The organism is Curtobacterium sp. P97 (assembly GCF_023712445.1).
Lineage (GTDB): Bacteria > Actinomycetota > Actinomycetes > Actinomycetales > Microbacteriaceae > Curtobacterium.
In genome coordinates this window covers 105176-122152 of the sequence record NZ_JAMAYF010000005.1, presented here as the reverse complement: position 1 = coordinate 122152, position 16977 = coordinate 105176, and the positions used below count along the sequence as shown (strand labels likewise).

The 16977-nt window shown below is 71.6% G+C and carries 12 protein-coding genes and 1 pseudogene; 11 read left to right on the top strand and 2 right to left on the bottom strand.

Going from position 1 to position 16977, the window contains the following annotated elements; genetic code table 11:
• Positions 1-98: 98 nt before the first annotated feature.
• Together M3677_RS07055 and M3677_RS07050 are read right to left on the bottom strand one after the other, a co-directional pair.
• Positions 99-1985: a glycoside hydrolase family 15 protein gene (locus M3677_RS07055; RefSeq protein ID WP_251160119.1), complete on the bottom strand. Its 1887-nt coding sequence runs from the start codon at positions 1983-1985 to the stop codon at positions 99-101.
• Positions 1986-2073: 88 nt separating this feature from the next.
• Positions 2074-3138: an App1 family protein gene (locus M3677_RS07050; protein WP_066653808.1), complete on the bottom strand. Its 1065-nt coding sequence runs from the start codon at positions 3136-3138 to the stop codon at positions 2074-2076.
• Positions 3139-3290: 152 nt separating this feature from the next.
• Here M3677_RS07050 and M3677_RS07045 point away from each other — a divergent pair, with 152 nt between their 5' ends.
• The 11 genes and pseudogenes from M3677_RS07045 to M3677_RS06995 all read left to right on the top strand — a co-directional run bounded on the left by M3677_RS07045 (position 3291) and on the right by M3677_RS06995 (position 16974).
• Positions 3291-3938 (top strand): TetR/AcrR family transcriptional regulator, encoded by a 648-nt coding sequence (locus M3677_RS07045; RefSeq protein ID WP_066653809.1) that lies wholly within the window; start codon positions 3291-3293, stop codon positions 3936-3938.
• 191 nt (positions 3939-4129) lie between these two features.
• Entirely contained in the window at positions 4130-5044 is a 915-nt protein-coding gene (locus M3677_RS07040) for an ABC transporter ATP-binding protein (RefSeq protein WP_066653812.1), read from the top strand.
• Positions 5041-5757, top strand: a complete 717-nt coding sequence (locus M3677_RS07035; RefSeq protein ID WP_066653814.1) for an ABC transporter permease — start codon at positions 5041-5043, stop codon at positions 5755-5757. The genes M3677_RS07040 and M3677_RS07035 overlap by 4 nt, the downstream gene beginning before the upstream one ends.
• Positions 5754-6482 carry an ABC transporter permease subunit gene (locus M3677_RS07030; RefSeq protein WP_251160118.1) on the top strand — a complete coding sequence of 243 codons (729 nt, stop codon included), beginning with the start codon at positions 5754-5756 and terminating at the stop codon, positions 6480-6482. The genes M3677_RS07035 and M3677_RS07030 overlap by 4 nt, the downstream gene beginning before the upstream one ends.
• Positions 6479-7399 (top strand): ABC transporter substrate-binding protein, encoded by a 921-nt coding sequence (locus M3677_RS07025; protein WP_209683050.1) that lies wholly within the window; start codon positions 6479-6481, stop codon positions 7397-7399. The genes M3677_RS07030 and M3677_RS07025 overlap by 4 nt, the downstream gene beginning before the upstream one ends.
• A 287-nt stretch (positions 7400-7686) precedes the next feature.
• A complete protein-coding gene (locus tag M3677_RS07020; protein WP_209683048.1) occupies positions 7687-9099 on the top strand; it encodes a cytochrome ubiquinol oxidase subunit I in 1413 nt (470 codons plus the stop codon).
• A gap of 1 nt (position 9100) precedes the next feature.
• Positions 9101-10105, top strand: a complete 1005-nt coding sequence (gene cydB, locus M3677_RS07015) for a cytochrome d ubiquinol oxidase subunit II (protein ID WP_251160117.1) — start codon at positions 9101-9103, stop codon at positions 10103-10105.
• 9 nt (positions 10106-10114) lie between these two features.
• Positions 10115-11779 (top strand): thiol reductant ABC exporter subunit CydD, encoded by a 1665-nt coding sequence (gene cydD / locus M3677_RS07010; RefSeq protein ID WP_251160116.1) that lies wholly within the window; start codon positions 10115-10117, stop codon positions 11777-11779.
• A complete protein-coding gene (cydC, locus tag M3677_RS07005) occupies positions 11776-13464 on the top strand; it encodes a thiol reductant ABC exporter subunit CydC (RefSeq protein WP_066653824.1) in 1689 nt (562 codons plus the stop codon). Before cydD ends, cydC begins: the two co-directional genes overlap by 4 nt.
• Before the next feature lie 138 nt (positions 13465-13602).
• A pseudogene (gene leuS / locus M3677_RS07000) lies at positions 13603-16119 on the top strand (leucine--tRNA ligase); the annotation flags it as partial.
• Between the two features lie 102 nt (positions 16120-16221).
• Positions 16222-16974, top strand: a complete 753-nt coding sequence (locus M3677_RS06995; RefSeq protein WP_144411280.1) for a ComEA family DNA-binding protein — start codon at positions 16222-16224, stop codon at positions 16972-16974.
• Positions 16975-16977: the final 3 nt, after the last annotated feature.

The following is a 16977-nucleotide window of genomic DNA, read 5'->3' as shown; positions in this document are numbered from 1 at the left end:
GGTACGCGCGGATGGACCAGGTACGCCCGGATGGACCAGGAGCGCCCGGAACGACCAGGTGCGCCCAGCACGACGCGGCGCGTCGCGCCGCCGGCCGGTCAGGACGGGGCGCCGGCCCGCCGCCCACCGCCGGTCGACGACCGCGTCCCGCCGTCGTGCACGGCGAGCCGCGTCCGGTGGCCCGACGTGGTTCCGCGTGCACGGGCGATCGCGTCGGCCGCGGACACGAGCGTCAGGTGCGACAGCACCTGCGGCGTGTTGCCGATGTGGTGACCGGTCGCCACGTCGATCTCCTCGGAGAGCATGCCGACGTCGTTCGCGTAACCGACCAGGACGTCCATCAGCCGCTCGGCGTCGGCGATGCGCCCGGAGGCGGCGTACTGCTCGACGAGCCAGAACGAGCACGCCAGGAACGGGTGCTCGGAGCCGGACAGCCCGTCGAAGCCCGCGGTGGTCCGGTACCGCAGGACCAGGCCGTGCTCGCCGACGCGGAGGTCCTGCTCGATCGCCGCGACCGTCCCCGTCATGCGCGGGTCGTCGGCGTCCAGGTACCCGATCTGCGGCAGGACGAGCAGACTCGCGTCGACCTCGTCGGTGTCGTAGTGCTGCCGGTAGCAGCCGCGTTCGGCGTTCCAGCCGTGCTCCTCGATCTCCGCGCGGACCTCGTCGCGCAGGCTGCGCCACCGGTCGACGGGGCCCTCGAGGCCGAACTCCTCGACGGCCGCCACCCCGCGGTCGAAGGCGGCCCAGATCATCGCCCGGGAGTGCGTGAAGTGCCGCCGCGGTCCGCGCATCTCCCAGATGCCGTTGTCCGGGTGCTGCCAGTGCTCCTCGACGTAGCCGAGCAGGGCACGCTGCAGGGCCCACGAGTCCGCGTTCTCCTCGACACCGAGCTCGCGCGCGTCGTGCAGGGCGGCCAGCACCTCGCCGAAGACGTCCCCCTGGTACTGGGTCGACGCGCCGTTGCCGAGCCGGACCGGCGTCGAGTCGAGGTAGCCGGGGAGCTCGTCGAGCGTGCGCTCGGGCAGTTCGCGTTCGCCGGCGATGCCGTACATGATCTGCACGTCGGCAGGGTCACCCGCGATCGCACGGAGCAGCCACCCGCGCCAGTGCATCGCCTCGTCCCGGTAGCCGTGGGCGATGAGCGACGCGAGCGCCAGGGACGCGTCGCGGAGCCAGACGTACCGGTAGTCCCAGTTGCGTTCGCCACCCGGGTCCTCCGGGAGGCTCGTGGTCGCGGCCGCCACGACGCCGCCGGTCTGGCCGTGGGTCATCGCACGGAGCAGCAGCAGGGACCGTCGGCTCGCCTCGGCGTAGGGGCCCTCGGTGTGCGCGGTCGCCATCCAGTCGCGCCACCAGCGCTCCGTCGCCTGCAGTGCGGCGTCGACGTCGAGCGGCTCCGGCGGCTCGCGGTGCGACGGGTACCAGGTGAGCACGGTGTCGACGACGTCGCCGTCGTGCACCGTGACGGTGTGCGTGTGCCGGTGGTCGTCGGCCCGGAAGCGCACGCCACGGACCACCACCGAGCCCGGGCCGGCGGTCGCGAGGAGCGCCGGGTCCTCGTCACCGCCGATCTGCCGGACCCAGGGGAGCGCTCGGGCGTAGTCGAACCGGATGCGGAGCGTCTGCTCGACCTCGACCGAGCCCTGCAGGCCGCGGACCCGTCGGATGATCGCCGCGCGGTGGGCGCCGATCGGCATGAGGTCGGTGACCTCGACGACGCCGGTCGACGTCGTCCACACGGTGGAGAGCACGAGCGTGTCCGGGTGGTGGTGCCGGGTGCTCGTGGCGTCCGGGTCCGTCGGGCAGAGCGACCAGTGCCCGTGGTCCTCGGTCCCGAGCAGTGAGGCGAAGGTCGACGGGCTGTCGAAGCGCGGCAGGCACGCCCAGTCGATCGTCCCGTCGCGGCCGACGAGTGCGGCCGTGTGGGTGTCCCCGATGAGGGCGTGGTCCTCGATGCGGTTCGGCGGGGTGACGGTGCTCATGGCTCGATCCTGGCACCGGCGACCGCCGTGCGGCCCGGCAGCGCTGAAGGTGTGCACAGCGCAGCCGACGGAGCTGCCGGTGCAGGGATCAGAGCGGGGCTGACGGGTCGGCGTCGACGAGGCCCACGCGAGCGAGCTCCGACCACATGCCGGCACCGTCCGGGGCGTACACCCACGGTGCGGACCCGGCGCGCGTCCGTTCCTGCGCGCGCGACCGACCACCGGCCAGGACCGCCTCGCTCGTGGACAGCTGCCGGACGGCGACACCGGCGACGTTCTCGGGGTGCTCCCGGGCGAACTCGCCGTAGAGCGTCTCGTCGTGCTGCCCGTCGTCGCCGACCAGGAGCCACTGCACGTCCGGGAAGTCGCTCGCGAGTCGCCGGAGGTTCTGCTGCTTGTGCAGCTGGCCGCTCCGGAAGAAGCGGTCGTGGGTCGGCCCCCAGTCCGTCAGCAGGAGCGTGCCGGTCGGGTACATGTTCCGGGTCAGGAAGCGTTGCAGCGTCGGCGCCACGTTCCACGCCCCGGTCGAGAGGTACACGGTCGGAGCGCCGGGGTGCTGCGCGAGCACGCGTTCGTACAGCACGGACATGCCCGGGACCGGGCGACGGGCGTGCTCGGTCAGGACGAAGGAGTTCCACGCTGCGAGCATCGGGCGGGGGAGCGACGTCACCATCACCGTGTCGTCGATGTCGGACAGCAGACCGAAGCGCGTGTCGGGGTCCACGATGAAGACGTCGGCCTCGACGTCGCGCATCCCACCGGCCGAAAGGCGCACCGTCTGCCATCCGGGTTCGAGGTCGATCGGGACCTTCACGTCGACCACGCCGCCGCGGTCGGACTGCACCACGTGGGTCGTGCCACCGGCCGTCACGGTGACCTCGGCGTCGTCGACGGCGACACTCGTGAAGCTCCGCCAGCCGCGCACGCCGTAGTAGGAGGCGTCGGACGCCAGGCCGCGTCGCGTCAGCAGGACACGGCAGAGCACGCGGATCCAGCCCGGTGCGCCGTAGCCCGTGTAGGGGATCACGGTCGGCACGAGCCCGCGACGCCGGGCCCGGTGCTCGCGGAACTCCTGGACGGCGTCCTCGATCCGAGCGGCCCGGTGGAGGATCGGTTCGGCCAACGACGGCTCGTGGGGCGTCGGGTCGGGCATGGCCCCATCCTCCCACGCGCGGGACCCCGGCGGCGGGCGGTGGACGACCACGACGGGGTGAGTCGCAGCGATGATCCAGCCGGTCTGTGCGAGAGTCCTTCCCGTCACATCCCACATGACCGCGCTCCGCCGGGAGCGCAAGAGGAGAACACGTGCTCGTCACCGAGGTATCGAACGCACTGCCGGGGGGATCATCACTGCTCAGGAACGAGCCGGTCCAAGCCCGCAGTTCGGCGCGCCTCGCGGGACTCCTCGACGCCGCGGCTGCCGTGATCGACGAGATCGGGTTCGAGCGACTGACCACCGCGATGGTGGCCGAGCGCGCGGGGGCGTCGATCGGCACGGTCTACCGGTACTTCCCGGACCGCATCGCCGTGGTCGAGGCGCTGGCGATCCGGAGCACCCAGCGGCTCGCCGAGCGCTTCCTCACCGCCCTCGACGAGAGCGACGCCACGACCTGGCAGGACGCGCACGACGCGCTCATCGACGCGACCGTCGAGATGTACCGCGCGGAGCCGGGCTTCCGCGCGATCCGCTTCGGTGACCCCGCGGACACCGGCACCGGTGACGCGGAGGACCGCATGGCTGCGCTGGGGGCAGCCGTCGCGCAGGTCCTGCACGACCGCTTCGGCTACCCGCTGGGCGAGCGTGCGGAGCGCGCCTGGGTCGTCCTGGCCGAGTCCGCGCACGCCGTGATCGCCCGGGCGCTCCGCGACCGGACCGCTCCCGACACCGCGCTCATCGAGGAGTACCGCACGATGAGCCGGGCGCACCTCGAGGCGGTCGCCGCAGCCGCCTGAACCGCGATCGGCCGGACGCGCGACGCGCCCGACCGACGCACCGGACCATCCACCGACGCCCGTGCTCCCGAACAGGGAGTGCGGGCGTCGTTGTCCGCGAGCCGTCATGACCGGTCACGGTGGAACGCTGTCCTCGATGCGCGGGTACGCTCGTGCGGAGTCGGGCTACCTCCGAACAGAAGGGCACCCACATGATCGAGTTCCGCTCGGTGCGCAAGACGTACCCGGACGGCACCAACGCGGTCGACGACTTCAGCCTCGTCATCCCGTCGCGGACCACCACGGTCTTCGTCGGCTCCAGCGGCTGCGGCAAGACCACCCTGCTCCGCATGATCAACCGGATGGTCGACCCGTCGTCGGGGACCGTCGAGATCGACGGTGAGGACGTCGCCGGGGTCGACCCCGTGCAGCTCCGTCGCCGCATCGGCTACGTCATGCAGAACGCCGGCCTGCTGCCGCACCGCAAGGTCGCCGACAACATCGCGACCGTGCCGCTCCTGACGGGTGTCCCGAAGGGCGAGGCCCGTGCCCGGGCGCTCGAACTGATGGACACCGTCGGTCTCGACCGGGCGTTCGCGGACCGGTACCCCTCGCAGCTCTCCGGCGGACAGCAGCAGCGCGTCGGCGTGGCCCGCGGCCTCGCCGTCGACCCGAACGTCCTGCTCATGGACGAGCCGTTCGGCGCCGTCGACCCGCTCGTCCGCAACGACCTGCAGGACGAGCTGATCCGGTTGCAGCGCGAGCTCGGCAAGACCGTCGTCTTCGTGACCCACGACATCGACGAGGCGTTCAAGCTCGGCGACCAGGTCGTCATCCTCAAGAAGGGCGGCGAGATCGCGCAGCTCGGGACCCCCGCCGAGATCCTCGCCGAACCGGCGGACGACTTCGTCGCGAACTTCATCGGTGCCGGCCGCGGTCGGCGTGCCCTGCGCGTCGAGCAGACGCCGACCGGCCCGATCGTGGTCGACGGCGACGGCCGGGCAGCCGGAGTGCTCACCGGTCCGGTCCAGGTGGTCGACGCCGCAGCCGCGGTGCCACAGGCAGCAGAGGCCGGGGCGCGTGACACCGCCCCGGGTGCTCCGGCGCAGGGTGGGGGACCGCGGTGAACTGGATCCTGTCGAACCTCGACACGATCAGTGACGCCACGATCGCGCACCTCGCGATCGCGATCCCACCGATCATCATCAGCTTCCTGCTCTCCATCCCGATCGGCTGGGTGGTGGTCCGACTGCAGCGCACGGGTGGATCCCGCTTCGCCGCCGGTCTGGGCAGCGGCATCGTGACCTTCGCGGGTCTCCTCTACGCGATCCCGTCGCTGGCGCTGTTCGTCGCCCTGCCCGGCATCATCGGGACGAGCCTGCAGAGCCCGGTCAACGTGATCATCAGCCTGACGATCTACGGTCTCGCGCTCATGGTCCGGTCGACGGTGGACGGCCTCTCCTCGGTCGACGCCGGCACGAAGGCAGCCTCGACCGCCATGGGGTACTCGGGCGTACAGCGCTTCTTCCGCGTCGAGCTCCCGCTCGCCGGTCCCGTGCTGCTCGCCGGCCTGCGGGTGATCGCGGTGTCGACGATCTCGCTGACGACCGTCGGTGCGGTGCTCGGCATCCAGAGCCTCGGTTCGCTGTTCACCGACGGACTCGCGCGCGGCATCTACGAGGAGATCCTCTCGGGCATCGTCATGGTGCTCGTGCTCGCCTTCGCCCTCGACGGCCTGCTCGTGCTGCTCGGACGGCTCGTCATGCCGTGGACACGGCGGGCGCCGCGGAGCCGTCGCGCCGCGCGTCGGGTCCTGCAGCGAGCGGAGGTCGCCTCGTGATCATCGGACAGGCGTTCGGCTGGGTGTTCGACCCGGCCAACTACACCGGCGTCAACGCGATCCCCGAGCGGCTGTGGGAGCACGTCTGGATCACCCTGCTCGCCGTGGTGATCGCGGCCGTGATCGCGGTCCCGATCGGGTACGCGATCGGGCACACGGGCCGGGCACGCGGGTTCTCCATCGCGCTGTCCGGCGGCATCAGGGCCCTGCCGACGCTCGGCGTGCTGTCCCTCTTCGGCCTGCTGCTCGGCATCGGGCTCGAGGCACCGCTGCTGGCGCTCGTGGTCCTGGCCGTCCCGTCGGTGCTCGCCGGTGCCTACGCGGGGATCGAGTCCGTCGGCCCGGTCACGATCGACGCGGCGAAGGCCCAGGGCATGACCGGGTGGCAGGTGCTCTGGAAGGTCGAGATCCCGCTCGGGCTGCCGCTGCTGATCGGCGGCGTCCGTTCGGCCGTGCTCCAGGTCGTCGCCACCGCCACCCTGGCTGCCTACGTCGGCGCCGGGGGACTGGGCGGCTACTTCTTCCTCGGCCTCAAGACCCAGGACTACGCCGAGATGCTCGGCGCGTCCGTCCTCGTGATCGCGCTCGCGATCGCGTTCGAGATCGTGTTCGCCGCGCTGCAGCGGGCGTCGGTGCCGAAGGGCACCCTCGACCCGTCCGCGCGGCAGCGCCAGGGATCGCGCGAGCGAGCCCGCAATCCCATCCCGGAAGGAAACCCATCGTGATCACAGCACGGATCCGCGTCGCCCTCGCCGCCGCAACGGCACTCGGCGTCGCCGCAGCCCTGACCGGCTGCTCCTCTGGTGACCCGCTCAGCAGCGGCTCCAGCGCCTCGTCCGACTCGAAGACGATCGTCATCGGCTCGCAGCAGTACTACTCGAACGAGATCATCGCCGAGCTCTACGCGCAGGTGCTCGAGAAGGACGGCTTCACCGTCGAGCGCAACTTCAACATCGGGCAGCGCGAGGTCTACATCCCGCAGCTCGAGAAGGGCGCGATCGACGTCATGCCCGAGTACAGCGGCAACCTGCTGCAGTACTTCGACAAGGAGTCGACGGCCAAGAGCGCGGACCAGATCGACGAGGCGCTCGAGAAGGCCCTGCCGAAGGGTCTGCGGGTCCTCGACGAGGCCGACGCCACCGACCAGGACAGCTACACCGTGACGAAGCAGTTCTCCGAGGAGAACGACGTCACGAGCCTGGCCGACCTGAAGGACGTCAAGGAGAAGCTGACCGTCGGCGCGAACTCCGAGTTCCAGACCCGCCCGTACGGCCCCGAGGGCCTGAAGTCGGTCTACGGCGTGGACGTCGACTTCAAGGCGGTCGAGGACTCCGGCGGCGCCCTGACGGTGAAGGCGCTCAAGGACGGCACCGTCCAGCTCGCCGACATCTACAGCGCGGACCCGAGCATCAAGGCGAACGACTTCGTCTCGCTCAAGGACCCGGAGAACCTGATCCTGCCGCAGAACGTCATCCCGGTGGTCTCCGACAAGGTCGACGAGAAGGCTGCGGACGCCATCGACGAGGTGAACGAGAAGCTCACCACCGACAAGCTCATCGAGCTCAACGAGAAGAGCGTCACGGACAAGGAGAAGGCCTCGCAGATCGCGAAGCAGTTCCTCCAGGACGAGGGTCTGCTCTAGTCGGTCGGCGCTCGGCGCCGATCAGCACTGAACGACAGGTGTCGGGCTTCGGCCCGGCACCTGTCGTCGTTCACGCGGAGGGCACTCGAGCACCGTCGTTCCGCACGGTTGTGCCGACCACCGCTTGTGCACGTTCGTGCAGAGTGCCCCTCTACAACTTGTCGAGGCAGGTGTCCCGGCGGTAGCGTGGAGGTGTCCCGACGGGGTGACAAGTACCAGTTCCTCCTCCCGGAAGAGGCATCTCTCGTGCACGAACAGCGCGCGGCGGACCGGCTCGGACACGCCGCATGAACGACATCCTCGATCCCCTGATCCTGTCGCGGTGGCAGTTCGGTCTGACGACGATCTACCACTTCCTCTTCGTCCCGCTGACGATCGGCATGGCGCTCGTCGTTGCCGTCTTCCAGTCGGCGTGGGTGCGGACCGGGCGCGCTCACTACCTCCAGCTGACCCGTTTCTTCGGGCGCATCTTCCTCATCAACTTCGCGATGGGCGTCGTCACCGGAATCGTCCAGGAGTTCCAGTTCGGCATGAACTGGTCGAACTACTCGCGGTTCGTGGGCGACGTCTTCGGTGCCCCGCTCGCGCTCGAGGGCATCCTCGCGTTCTTCTTCGAGGCGGCGTTCATCGGCATCTGGATCTTCGGGTGGGACCGCCTGCCGCGGGCGCTGCACCTGGCGAGCATCTGGTGCGTCAGCGTCGGCACGATGATGTCGGCGTACTTCATCCTGGCGGCGAACGCCTTCATGCAGCACCCCGTCGGCTTCGCGATCAACGAGGCGAAGGGCCGCGCCGAGCTCACCGACATCTGGGCCGTCCTGACCAACAAGGTCGCGCTGGCCGCCTTCCCGCACACGCTCTTCGGGGCCTTCATGGTCGCCGCCTCGGTGATCATCGCGGTCGCGGCGTGGCACCTCGCACGCAACCAGAACCTCGAGACGATGATGCCGGCGCTCAAGTTCGGCATGTGGACGATGCTGGCGTCCGGCGCGCTGACCGTGCTGTCCGGCGATCAGCTCGGGCTCACGATGGTCGACACCCAGCCCATGAAGATGGCCGCGGCCGAGGCGCTCTACAACACCTCGACGGGCAAGGACGCCTCGTTCTCGATCTTCACGCTCGGCACCCCGGACGGTGTGCACGAACTGTTCTCGATCCGCATCCCGTACCTGCTCTCGTTCCTCTCGACGCACACCTTCACCGGCACGGTCGAGGGCATCAACGACCTGCAGGCGCAGTACACGCAGGTGTACGGCCCCGGCGACTACAAGCCGATCATCTGGGTGACCTACTGGTCGTTCCGCTGGATGATCGCCCTCGGTGTCGGGGCGGTGCTCGTGTCGGTCGTCGGCCTGTGGCTGACCCGCAAGGGCCGGTTCCCGACGCAGCGCTGGGTGTGGCGCATCGCCACCTGGTCGGTCCCGCTGCCGATGGCCGCGATGATCATGGGCTGGGTCTTCACCGAGATGGGCCGCCAGCCGTGGCTCGTGTTCGGGCTGCTCCGCACGGCGGACGGCGTCTCGCCGAACGTCACCGGGGTCGAGGTCCTCATCTCCCTGGTCGTGTTCACGCTGATCTACGGCGCGCTCGCGGTCGTCGAGTTCCGGCTCATCAAGAAGGTCGCGCAGGAGGGCCCCGCCGCCCCTGCGAAGGTCGACGAGGTCACCGGCGAGGTCGAGCACGAAGTGACGGTGTACTGAGATGGATCTGCCAGTCCTGTGGTTCGCGATCGTCGGACTGTTCTTCGTCGGGTACTTCGTCCTCGACGGGTTCGACTTCGGTGTCGGGATGTCCCTGCCGTTCCTCGGCAAGGACGACACCGACCGCCGTGTGCTCATCAACACGATCGGCCCGGTGTGGGACCTCAACGAGACCTGGGTCATCGTCGCCGGGGCCTGCCTGTTCGCGGCGTTCCCCGAGTGGTACGCGACGATGTTCTCCGGCTTCTACCTCGCCCTGCTGCTCATCCTCGTGGCGCTCATCGCCCGTGGGGTCTCGTTCGAGTACCGGCACCAGCGGAAGCGCCCGGAGTGGAAGCGTCGCTTCGACCTCATGATCATCATCGGCAGCGCCGTGCCGTCGTTCCTCTGGGGCGTCGCGTTCGGCAACGTCGTCCGCGGGATCCCGATGGACGCCGGGCACAACTTCACGGGCACGTTCCTCGACCTGCTCAACCCGTTCGCGCTGCTGACCGGCCTCGCGACCCTGATGGTGTTCTTCACGCACGGCGTCGTGTTCGTCGCACTGAAGACCGAGGGTGAGATCCGCGTGCGGGCGAAGCGCCTGGCGACCCGGGCGGGCGTGCTGACGATCGTCGTCGGTGCCGCGTTCCTGGTGGCGATGGCGTTCGTGCGGGCGACGCCGGCGTCCCTGGTGCTCTCGGTCGTCGCGGCACTCGCGCTCGTGCTCGCCGTGCTCTGCACCGCGTGGGGCAAGGAGGGGCGGGCGTTCACGCTGATGGCGGTCACGATCGCCGCCGTGGTCCTGGCGATGTTCACCGCGATCTTCCCCGACGTCATGCCGGCGTCGAACGACCCGGCGAACAGCCTGACCGTGGTCAACGCGTCGAGCGGGCAGTACACGCTGACGGTGATGAGCTGGGTCGCGCTGATCTTCGTCCCGCTCGTGCTGGCCTACCAGGCCTGGACCTACTGGGTGTTCCGCAAGCGCGTCTCGCGGGCCCACATCGACCAGGCCGCGCACTAGGGGCTCCCGGTGAAGCCGCTCGATCCTCGTCTGCTGCGCCTGTCGCGTGCCGCGCGCTGGTCCGTCGTCGCGTCCGCGGGGACGGGCCTGGTCCGCACACTCGCGACGATCGGTGTCGCGTGGGGGATCGCGGCGGCCGTCTCGCTCGGCGTCGACGCGGTGCGCGACGGCCGGCTCCCGGAGACGTTCGTCCCGACGCTGGCGCTGCTGGCCGGTGCGTTCGTCGTCCGTGCCGTCGCCGCGTGGGCGACGGACGACCTGGCGGCGCGGGCCGGGGCGACGGTGAAGAGCGAGCTCCGTGCGACCGTCCTCTCCCGGGCGGCCGAGCGCGGACCGTCCTGGCTCGCCGCCCGGTCGAGCGCCGGCTTCGCCACCGCGCTCGGCCCCGGGCTCGACGCCCTCGACGCCTACTTCGGGCGGTACGTCCCGCAGCTCGCGCTCACGGCGGTCGCGACCCCGGTGCTCCTCGTCGCGATCGGGCTCGGTGACCTGACGAGCGCGGTCGTCATCGTGCTCGCGATGCCGGTGATCCCCGTGTTCATGGTGCTCATCGGTCTGGCGACCCAGGCGCTGCAGCGGCGGCAGGCCGACGCGCTCACCCGCCTCGGAGGCGCCTTCACCGAGGCGGTCGAGGGCCTCGCCACCCTCAAGGTCTTCGGACGTGCCCGCCGCCAGGTCGACCGCATCGGCACCGTCACCGACGAGTACCGCCGCGGCACCATCGGCGTCCTGCGTCTGTCCTTCGTCAGCGGCTTCGCCCTCGAACTCGCCGCGAGCCTGTCCGTCGCCCTCGTCGCGGTGTCGATCGGCGTCCGACTCGTCGACGGCTCGCTCGGCCTCGGCGCCGCGATGTTCGTCCTGGTGCTCGCCCCGGAGGCGTTCGCACCCCTCCGCCAGGTCGGTGCCGACTTCCACGCCGCCCAGGACGGCGTCGAGGCGTCCGGCGCCGTGCTCGACGTCCTCGACGACCGGGGACACGACACGTCGACCAGCGCACCTGCGCCCGGCACCCCGGCCGCCGCGGCCACCGACCTGGTGCTCGAGGGCGTGGTGGTCCGTCGCCCCGACGTCGTCGTCGGACCGTTCAACCTGCGCGTCGCGCCCGGCACCGTCGTCGGCCTCGCCGGGCCCAGCGGGTCCGGCAAGTCCAGTCTCATCGCGGCGATCCGGGGTGTCCTCGCCCACGACGGCACGGTGACGGTGCCCGGCCCGGCCGACGCCACCCGCGCCGACCGCACGACGTGGGGTGACCAGCGTCCGCGCCTGGTGCGCGGCACGGTCGCCGAGAACGTCGCCCTGCACACGCGACCCGACGACCACGACGTGCGCCGCGCCCTGGGCGAGGCGGGGCTGGGTGTCGAGCCGAGCCTCCCGGTCGGACCCGGGGGAGCCGGTCTGTCGGGCGGTCAGGCGCAGCGCGTCGCGGTCGCCCGGGCCCTGTACCGGGCGCGTCGCGCCCGCACCCCGCTCGTCCTGCTCGACGAGCCGACGTCGGCCCTCGACGCCGACGCGGAGCAGATCGTCGTCGACGCCGTCCGGTCGCTCGCCGCCGACGGCGCGGTCGTCGTCGTGGCGAGCCACCGCCCCGCCGTGCTGGCCGCCGCCGACGTCCGCGTCGACCTCCGCCCCGGCGGAGCGGTGACCGTGACGCACCGACAGGAGGCACGCTCGTGAGCCGGGAGGCCCGTCCCACCCCCGTCCTGCGGCTGGCGCTCCCGCACGGGGCCGGCTGGGCGAAGGCGGTCGCCGCCGGCACGCTCAGTGCGGTCTGTGCGGTGGCGCTCCTGGCGGCGAGCGGCTACCTCATCACCCGCGCGGCCGAGCAGCCGCCGATCCTCTACCTGACGCTCGTCATGGTCGGGGTGCGTGCGTTCGCCCTCGGCCGGGCCGCACTGCGCTACGTCGACCGGCTCGCCGGGCACGACGCGTCGTTCCGGCAGCTCGCCGTCGTCCGGACCGAGATGTACCGACGGCTCGCCTCGGTCGCGCCGGCCGGGCTCGGGGCGACCGGGCGCGGCGACCTGCTCACCCGGCTCGTCACGGACACCGACCGGCTGCAGGACCTGCCGATCCGCGTCGTCGGCCCGCTCGTGTCGGCCGGGGTCGTCGCCGTGCTCTCCGTCGTCGCGGTCGCGGTGGTCTGGTGGCCCGCGGCGGTGGTGCTCGTCGTCGCCCTCGCCGTCGCCGCGCTGCTCGGGACGGTCACGACCCTGTCCGTCGCGCGGCGATCGGACCGCGAGACGGCGGCCGAGCGCGGACGGGTCGCGGACCTGGTGCTCGACACCGTCCGGACCCTCGACGTGTTCGCCGCGTACGGCACGCTGCCCGACCGCCTGGCCGGCATCGCCGCGCTCGACGCCCGCGTGACCCGCGCCGTCCGGCGTCGTGCGACCGTCGAGTCGCTCGTCGGGGCCCTCGTCGGCCTGGTCGGTGGCGGCGCCGTCGTCGGGGTGCTCGCGGTCGGTGCTCCCGCGGTCGTCTCGGGCGCGCTGGACGGACCGCTCTGGGCGCTCGCCGTCTTCGTGCCGCTCGCACTCTTCGAGGTCGTCGGCGGGGTCCCGCTCGCCGTCCTGACGCTGCGCCGGGTCCGCGCCGCCGCGGAACGGGTCGAGGAGGTCGTCCCCGCGGAGATCCCGGCCGGCATCGTTCCGGAGCCCGACGTGCCGGCCGACCCGTCGGACCTCGTCGTCGACGGGCCGGTGCGGGTGGCGGTGCGGGACCTGACCGTGCGGTGGCCCGGCGCGTCAGCGCCCGCGGTGGACCGGGTGTCGTTCGACCTCCACCCGGGTGAGGTCGTCGTGCTCGAGGGGCCGAGCGGTGCCGGGAAGTCCACCCTCGTGGACGCCCTGGTGCGGTTCGTCGACCACGAGGGGTCGTACACGCTCGACGGGGTCGGGACGCGGTCGATGCACCCGGACGCGGTGCGCGCACGGGTCGGGCTCGTGGAGCAGGACCCGTTCGTGTTCGACCAGTCGGTGCGGCAGAACCTGCTCTTCGCGCGGGACACCGCGACGGACGCCGAGCTCAGCGACGTGCTCGACCGGGTCGGGCTCGGCCCGTGGGTCGCGGGGCGCGGTGGGCTCGACGCCCCGGTGGGGGAGCGCGGCGGACTGCTCTCCGGCGGGCAGGCGCACCGCCTCGCGCTCGCCCGGGCGCTGCTGCACGCGTTCCCGGTGCTGGTGCTCGACGAGCCGACCGCGGACGTCGACCCCGACCTCGGCGACGCGGTGCTCCGCGACCTCGTCGGTGCGGCGCGGCGGGCCGGACGCACCGTGCTGGTCGTGTCCCACGTGCCGGTCCCGGCCGACCTGGTGGACAGGACCCTGCGGATGCGTGACGGGCGCCTCGTCGAGGGGTGACCACCTGCCGGACGGAGGATGCGTCGGCGGGACCGGGGCGGGCCTCCAGGCCTTGTACCCTTGGTGATCGTGACCACCGAGCACTCCACTGCGAACGCAACCGAGCACCCCGCCGGACCCGCAGCCGTCGATCCCGACGCCTACGACTTCCGCCGCATCCAGGAGAAGTGGCAGCCCCGCTGGGAGGAGCTCGGCCTCTTCACGACCGATCTCGACGACTCGCGCCCGCGCAAGTACATCCTCGAGATGTTCCCGTACCCGTCCGGCGACCTGCACATGGGGCACGCCGAGAACTGGGCACTCGGCGACTTCGTGGCCCGCTACTGGCGGCAGCAGGGCTTCAACGTCCTGCACCCCATCGGCTGGGACTCCTTCGGCCTGCCCGCCGAGAACGCGGCGATCAAGCGCGGGGTCGACCCGGCGCAGTGGACCTACGCGAACATCGAGCAGCAGAAGGCCTCGTTCAAGCGCTACGCGCCGTCGTTCGACTGGACGACGGAGATCCACACGTCGGACCCCGAGTACTACAAGTGGAACCAGTGGCTGTTCCTCAAGATGTACGAGAAGGGCCTGGCCTACCGGAAGGACAGCTGGGTCAACTGGGACCCGGTGGACCAGACCGTGCTCGCGAACGAGCAGGTGCTGCCCGACGGCACCTCGGACCGTTCCGGCGCCGTCGTCGTCAAGAAGAAGCTGACGCAGTGGTACTTCGCGATCACGAAGTACGCGGACCGGCTGCTCGACGACCTCAACCAGCTCGAGGGTCGCTGGCCGGCGAAGGTGATCGCGCAGCAGCGCAACTGGATCGGCCGTTCCGTCGGCGCCGACGTCGACTTCGTCATCGAGGGGCACGACGAGCCCGTCACCGTGTTCACCACGCGCCCGGACACCATCCACGGGGTGACGTTCCTCGTGGTGGCGCCGGACTCCGACCTGGCGGCGTCGCTGGTCTCCGCCGCCCCTGACGACGTGCGTGCCGACTTCGACGCGTACCTGACCGCGACGCAGAAGACCTCGGAGATCGACCGGCAGAACGCCGACCGGCCGAAGACCGGCGTGCCGCTCGGCCGCTCCGCGATCCACCCGCTCACGGGGGAGCGCCTGCCGATCTGGGCCGCAGACTACGTGCTCGCCGACTACGGCCACGGCGCCGTGATGGCGGTCCCGGCGCACGACCAGCGCGACCTCGACTTCGCCCGGGCCTTCGAGCTGCCCGTCAAGGTCGTCGTCGACACGAACCAGCCCGTCACCGGTGCCATCCCGGTCATCCCCGAGGGCGCGACGCTCGAGGACCTGCCCGCGCTCGACCCCGTCTCGACCGGCGAGGCGCTCACCGGCCAGGGCCGGATGATCAACTCCGGGCCGCTCGACGGCATGTCGAAGCAGCACGCCATCACCGCGGCGATCTCCCTGCTCGAGGAGCGTGGGACCGGCCGGGCCGCGAAGACCTACCGCCTGCGCGACTGGCTCATCTCCCGTCAGCGCTTCTGGGGCACCCCGATCCCGATCATCCACGGCGCCGACGGCACCGAGCACCCGGTCCCGATGGACCAGCTGCCGGTGCGCCTGCCGTCGACCGAGGGCCTCGACCTCAAGCCGAAGGGCACCTCGCCGCTCGGTGGAGCGACCGACTGGGTGAACGTGCCGAACCCGGTGGACGGCACCCCGGCGCTCCGCGACACGGACACGATGGACACCTTCGTCGACTCGTCGTGGTACTTCCTGCGCTTCCTGTCGGCCCAGGACGACACGCAGGCGTTCGACCCCGAGGCCGCTCGGAGGTGGGCGCCGGTCGACCAGTACATCGGTGGCATCGAGCACGCGATCCTGCACCTGCTCTACGCGCGCTTCGTCACGAAGGTCCTGTTCGACCTCGGCTACCTCGACTTCACCGAGCCGTTCTCGGCGCTGCTCAACCAGGGCATGGTGCTCTCCGGCGGCTCGAAGATGTCGAAGTCGAAGGGCGGCGTCTCGCTCGGCGACGAGCTCGACGCGAACGGCGTCGACGCGATCCGACTCGTGATGGGCTTCGCCGGGCCGCCGGAGGACGACATCAACTGGGAGGACGTGTCGCCGTCGGCGTCCGCACGCTTCCTCGCCCGCGCCTACCGCCTGGCGCTCGACGTCACCTCGGCACCGGACGCCGTCTGGGCCGACGGCGACCGTGCCCTGCGCCAGGTGACGCACCGCTTCCTGGCCGACGCGCCGGGGATGATGGAGGCCTTCAAGTTCAACGTCGTGATCGCGCGACTGATGGACCTGGTGAACGTCACCCGCAAGGCGATCGACAGCGGCCCCGGCGCCGGTGACCCCGCCGTGCGCGAGGCCGTCGAGACGATCGCCCTCGCCCTCGCCGTCTTCGCCCCGTACACCGGCGAGGAGATGTGGGAGAAGCTGGGCTACGAGGCCACGGTCGCCACGTACGGCTGGCGGAAGGCGGACCCGACGCTGCTCGTGCAGGAGACGCTCATCGCGGTCGTGCAGGTCAACGGCAAGGTGCGCGACTCGTTCGAGGTGTCGAAGTCGATCGAGGCGGACGAGCTCGAGCAGCTCGCGCGGGCCTCGGCGAACGTGCAGCGGTACATCGGTGACCGCGAGATCGTCAAGGTCATCGTGCGGGCGCCGAAGCTCGTGAACATCGCGATCAAGGGCTGACGGCTCCCGGAGTCCTCCCCACCTGACCGGCCCGGCCGGTCCCTCCACAGGAGGGGCCGCCGGGCCGTCGTCGTCCCCGTGGCGGGACCTACCGTGCCGGGCATGACTGCTTCGTCTCCTGGAGGACCCGGTGCCGACGGGTCCTGGGCGTCCCGGTTCGCGCTCTCGCCCCGGGCGGCCGTGGTGCTGGCCGCCGTGGTGGTCGGGCTCGCGCTCGTGGTGGTCGCGATCGGGACACTCGGGACGCGTTCGACGGCCGGGGTGACGGTGACGAGCGCACCCTCGACGGCGTCCGGCCGACCGGATCCGGGTCCGAGCACGGACGCCACGGGCGGCGCTCCCGGGTCCGGATCGCGCTCGGGATCGGCGAGTGCCGCGGCGGTCACCGTGTACGTGCTCGGCGCGGTGGTCCGGGCCGGGGTCGTCGAGGTCCCCGCCGGGACCCGCGTGGACGGCGCGCTGCAGCGAGCGGGGGGAGCCACGGCCGACGCCGACCTCGCCCGGCTCAACCTCGCTCGTCCGGTGGTGGACGGAGAACGCCTGTACGTGCCGCGGGTCGGGGAGACCGAGGTGCCCGAGGCGCTCCGGCCGGACGCGCCGGGTGCCGGGGGCGGGAGTGCCGCCGTCGGGGGTGGTGCCGGCGGCGCGGACGACACGGGCGCGGCTGTCGTCGACCTCAACACCGCCGACCAGCCGACACTCGAGACCCTGCCCGGCATCGGCCCGGCACTGGCTGCCCGCATCCTGGCGTGGCGCGAGGAGCACGGCGGGTTCACGTCGGTGGACGACCTGCTCGAGGTCAGCGGCATCGGCGACACCCGCCTCGCCGAGCTGCGGGACCGGGTCCGGGTCTGAGTC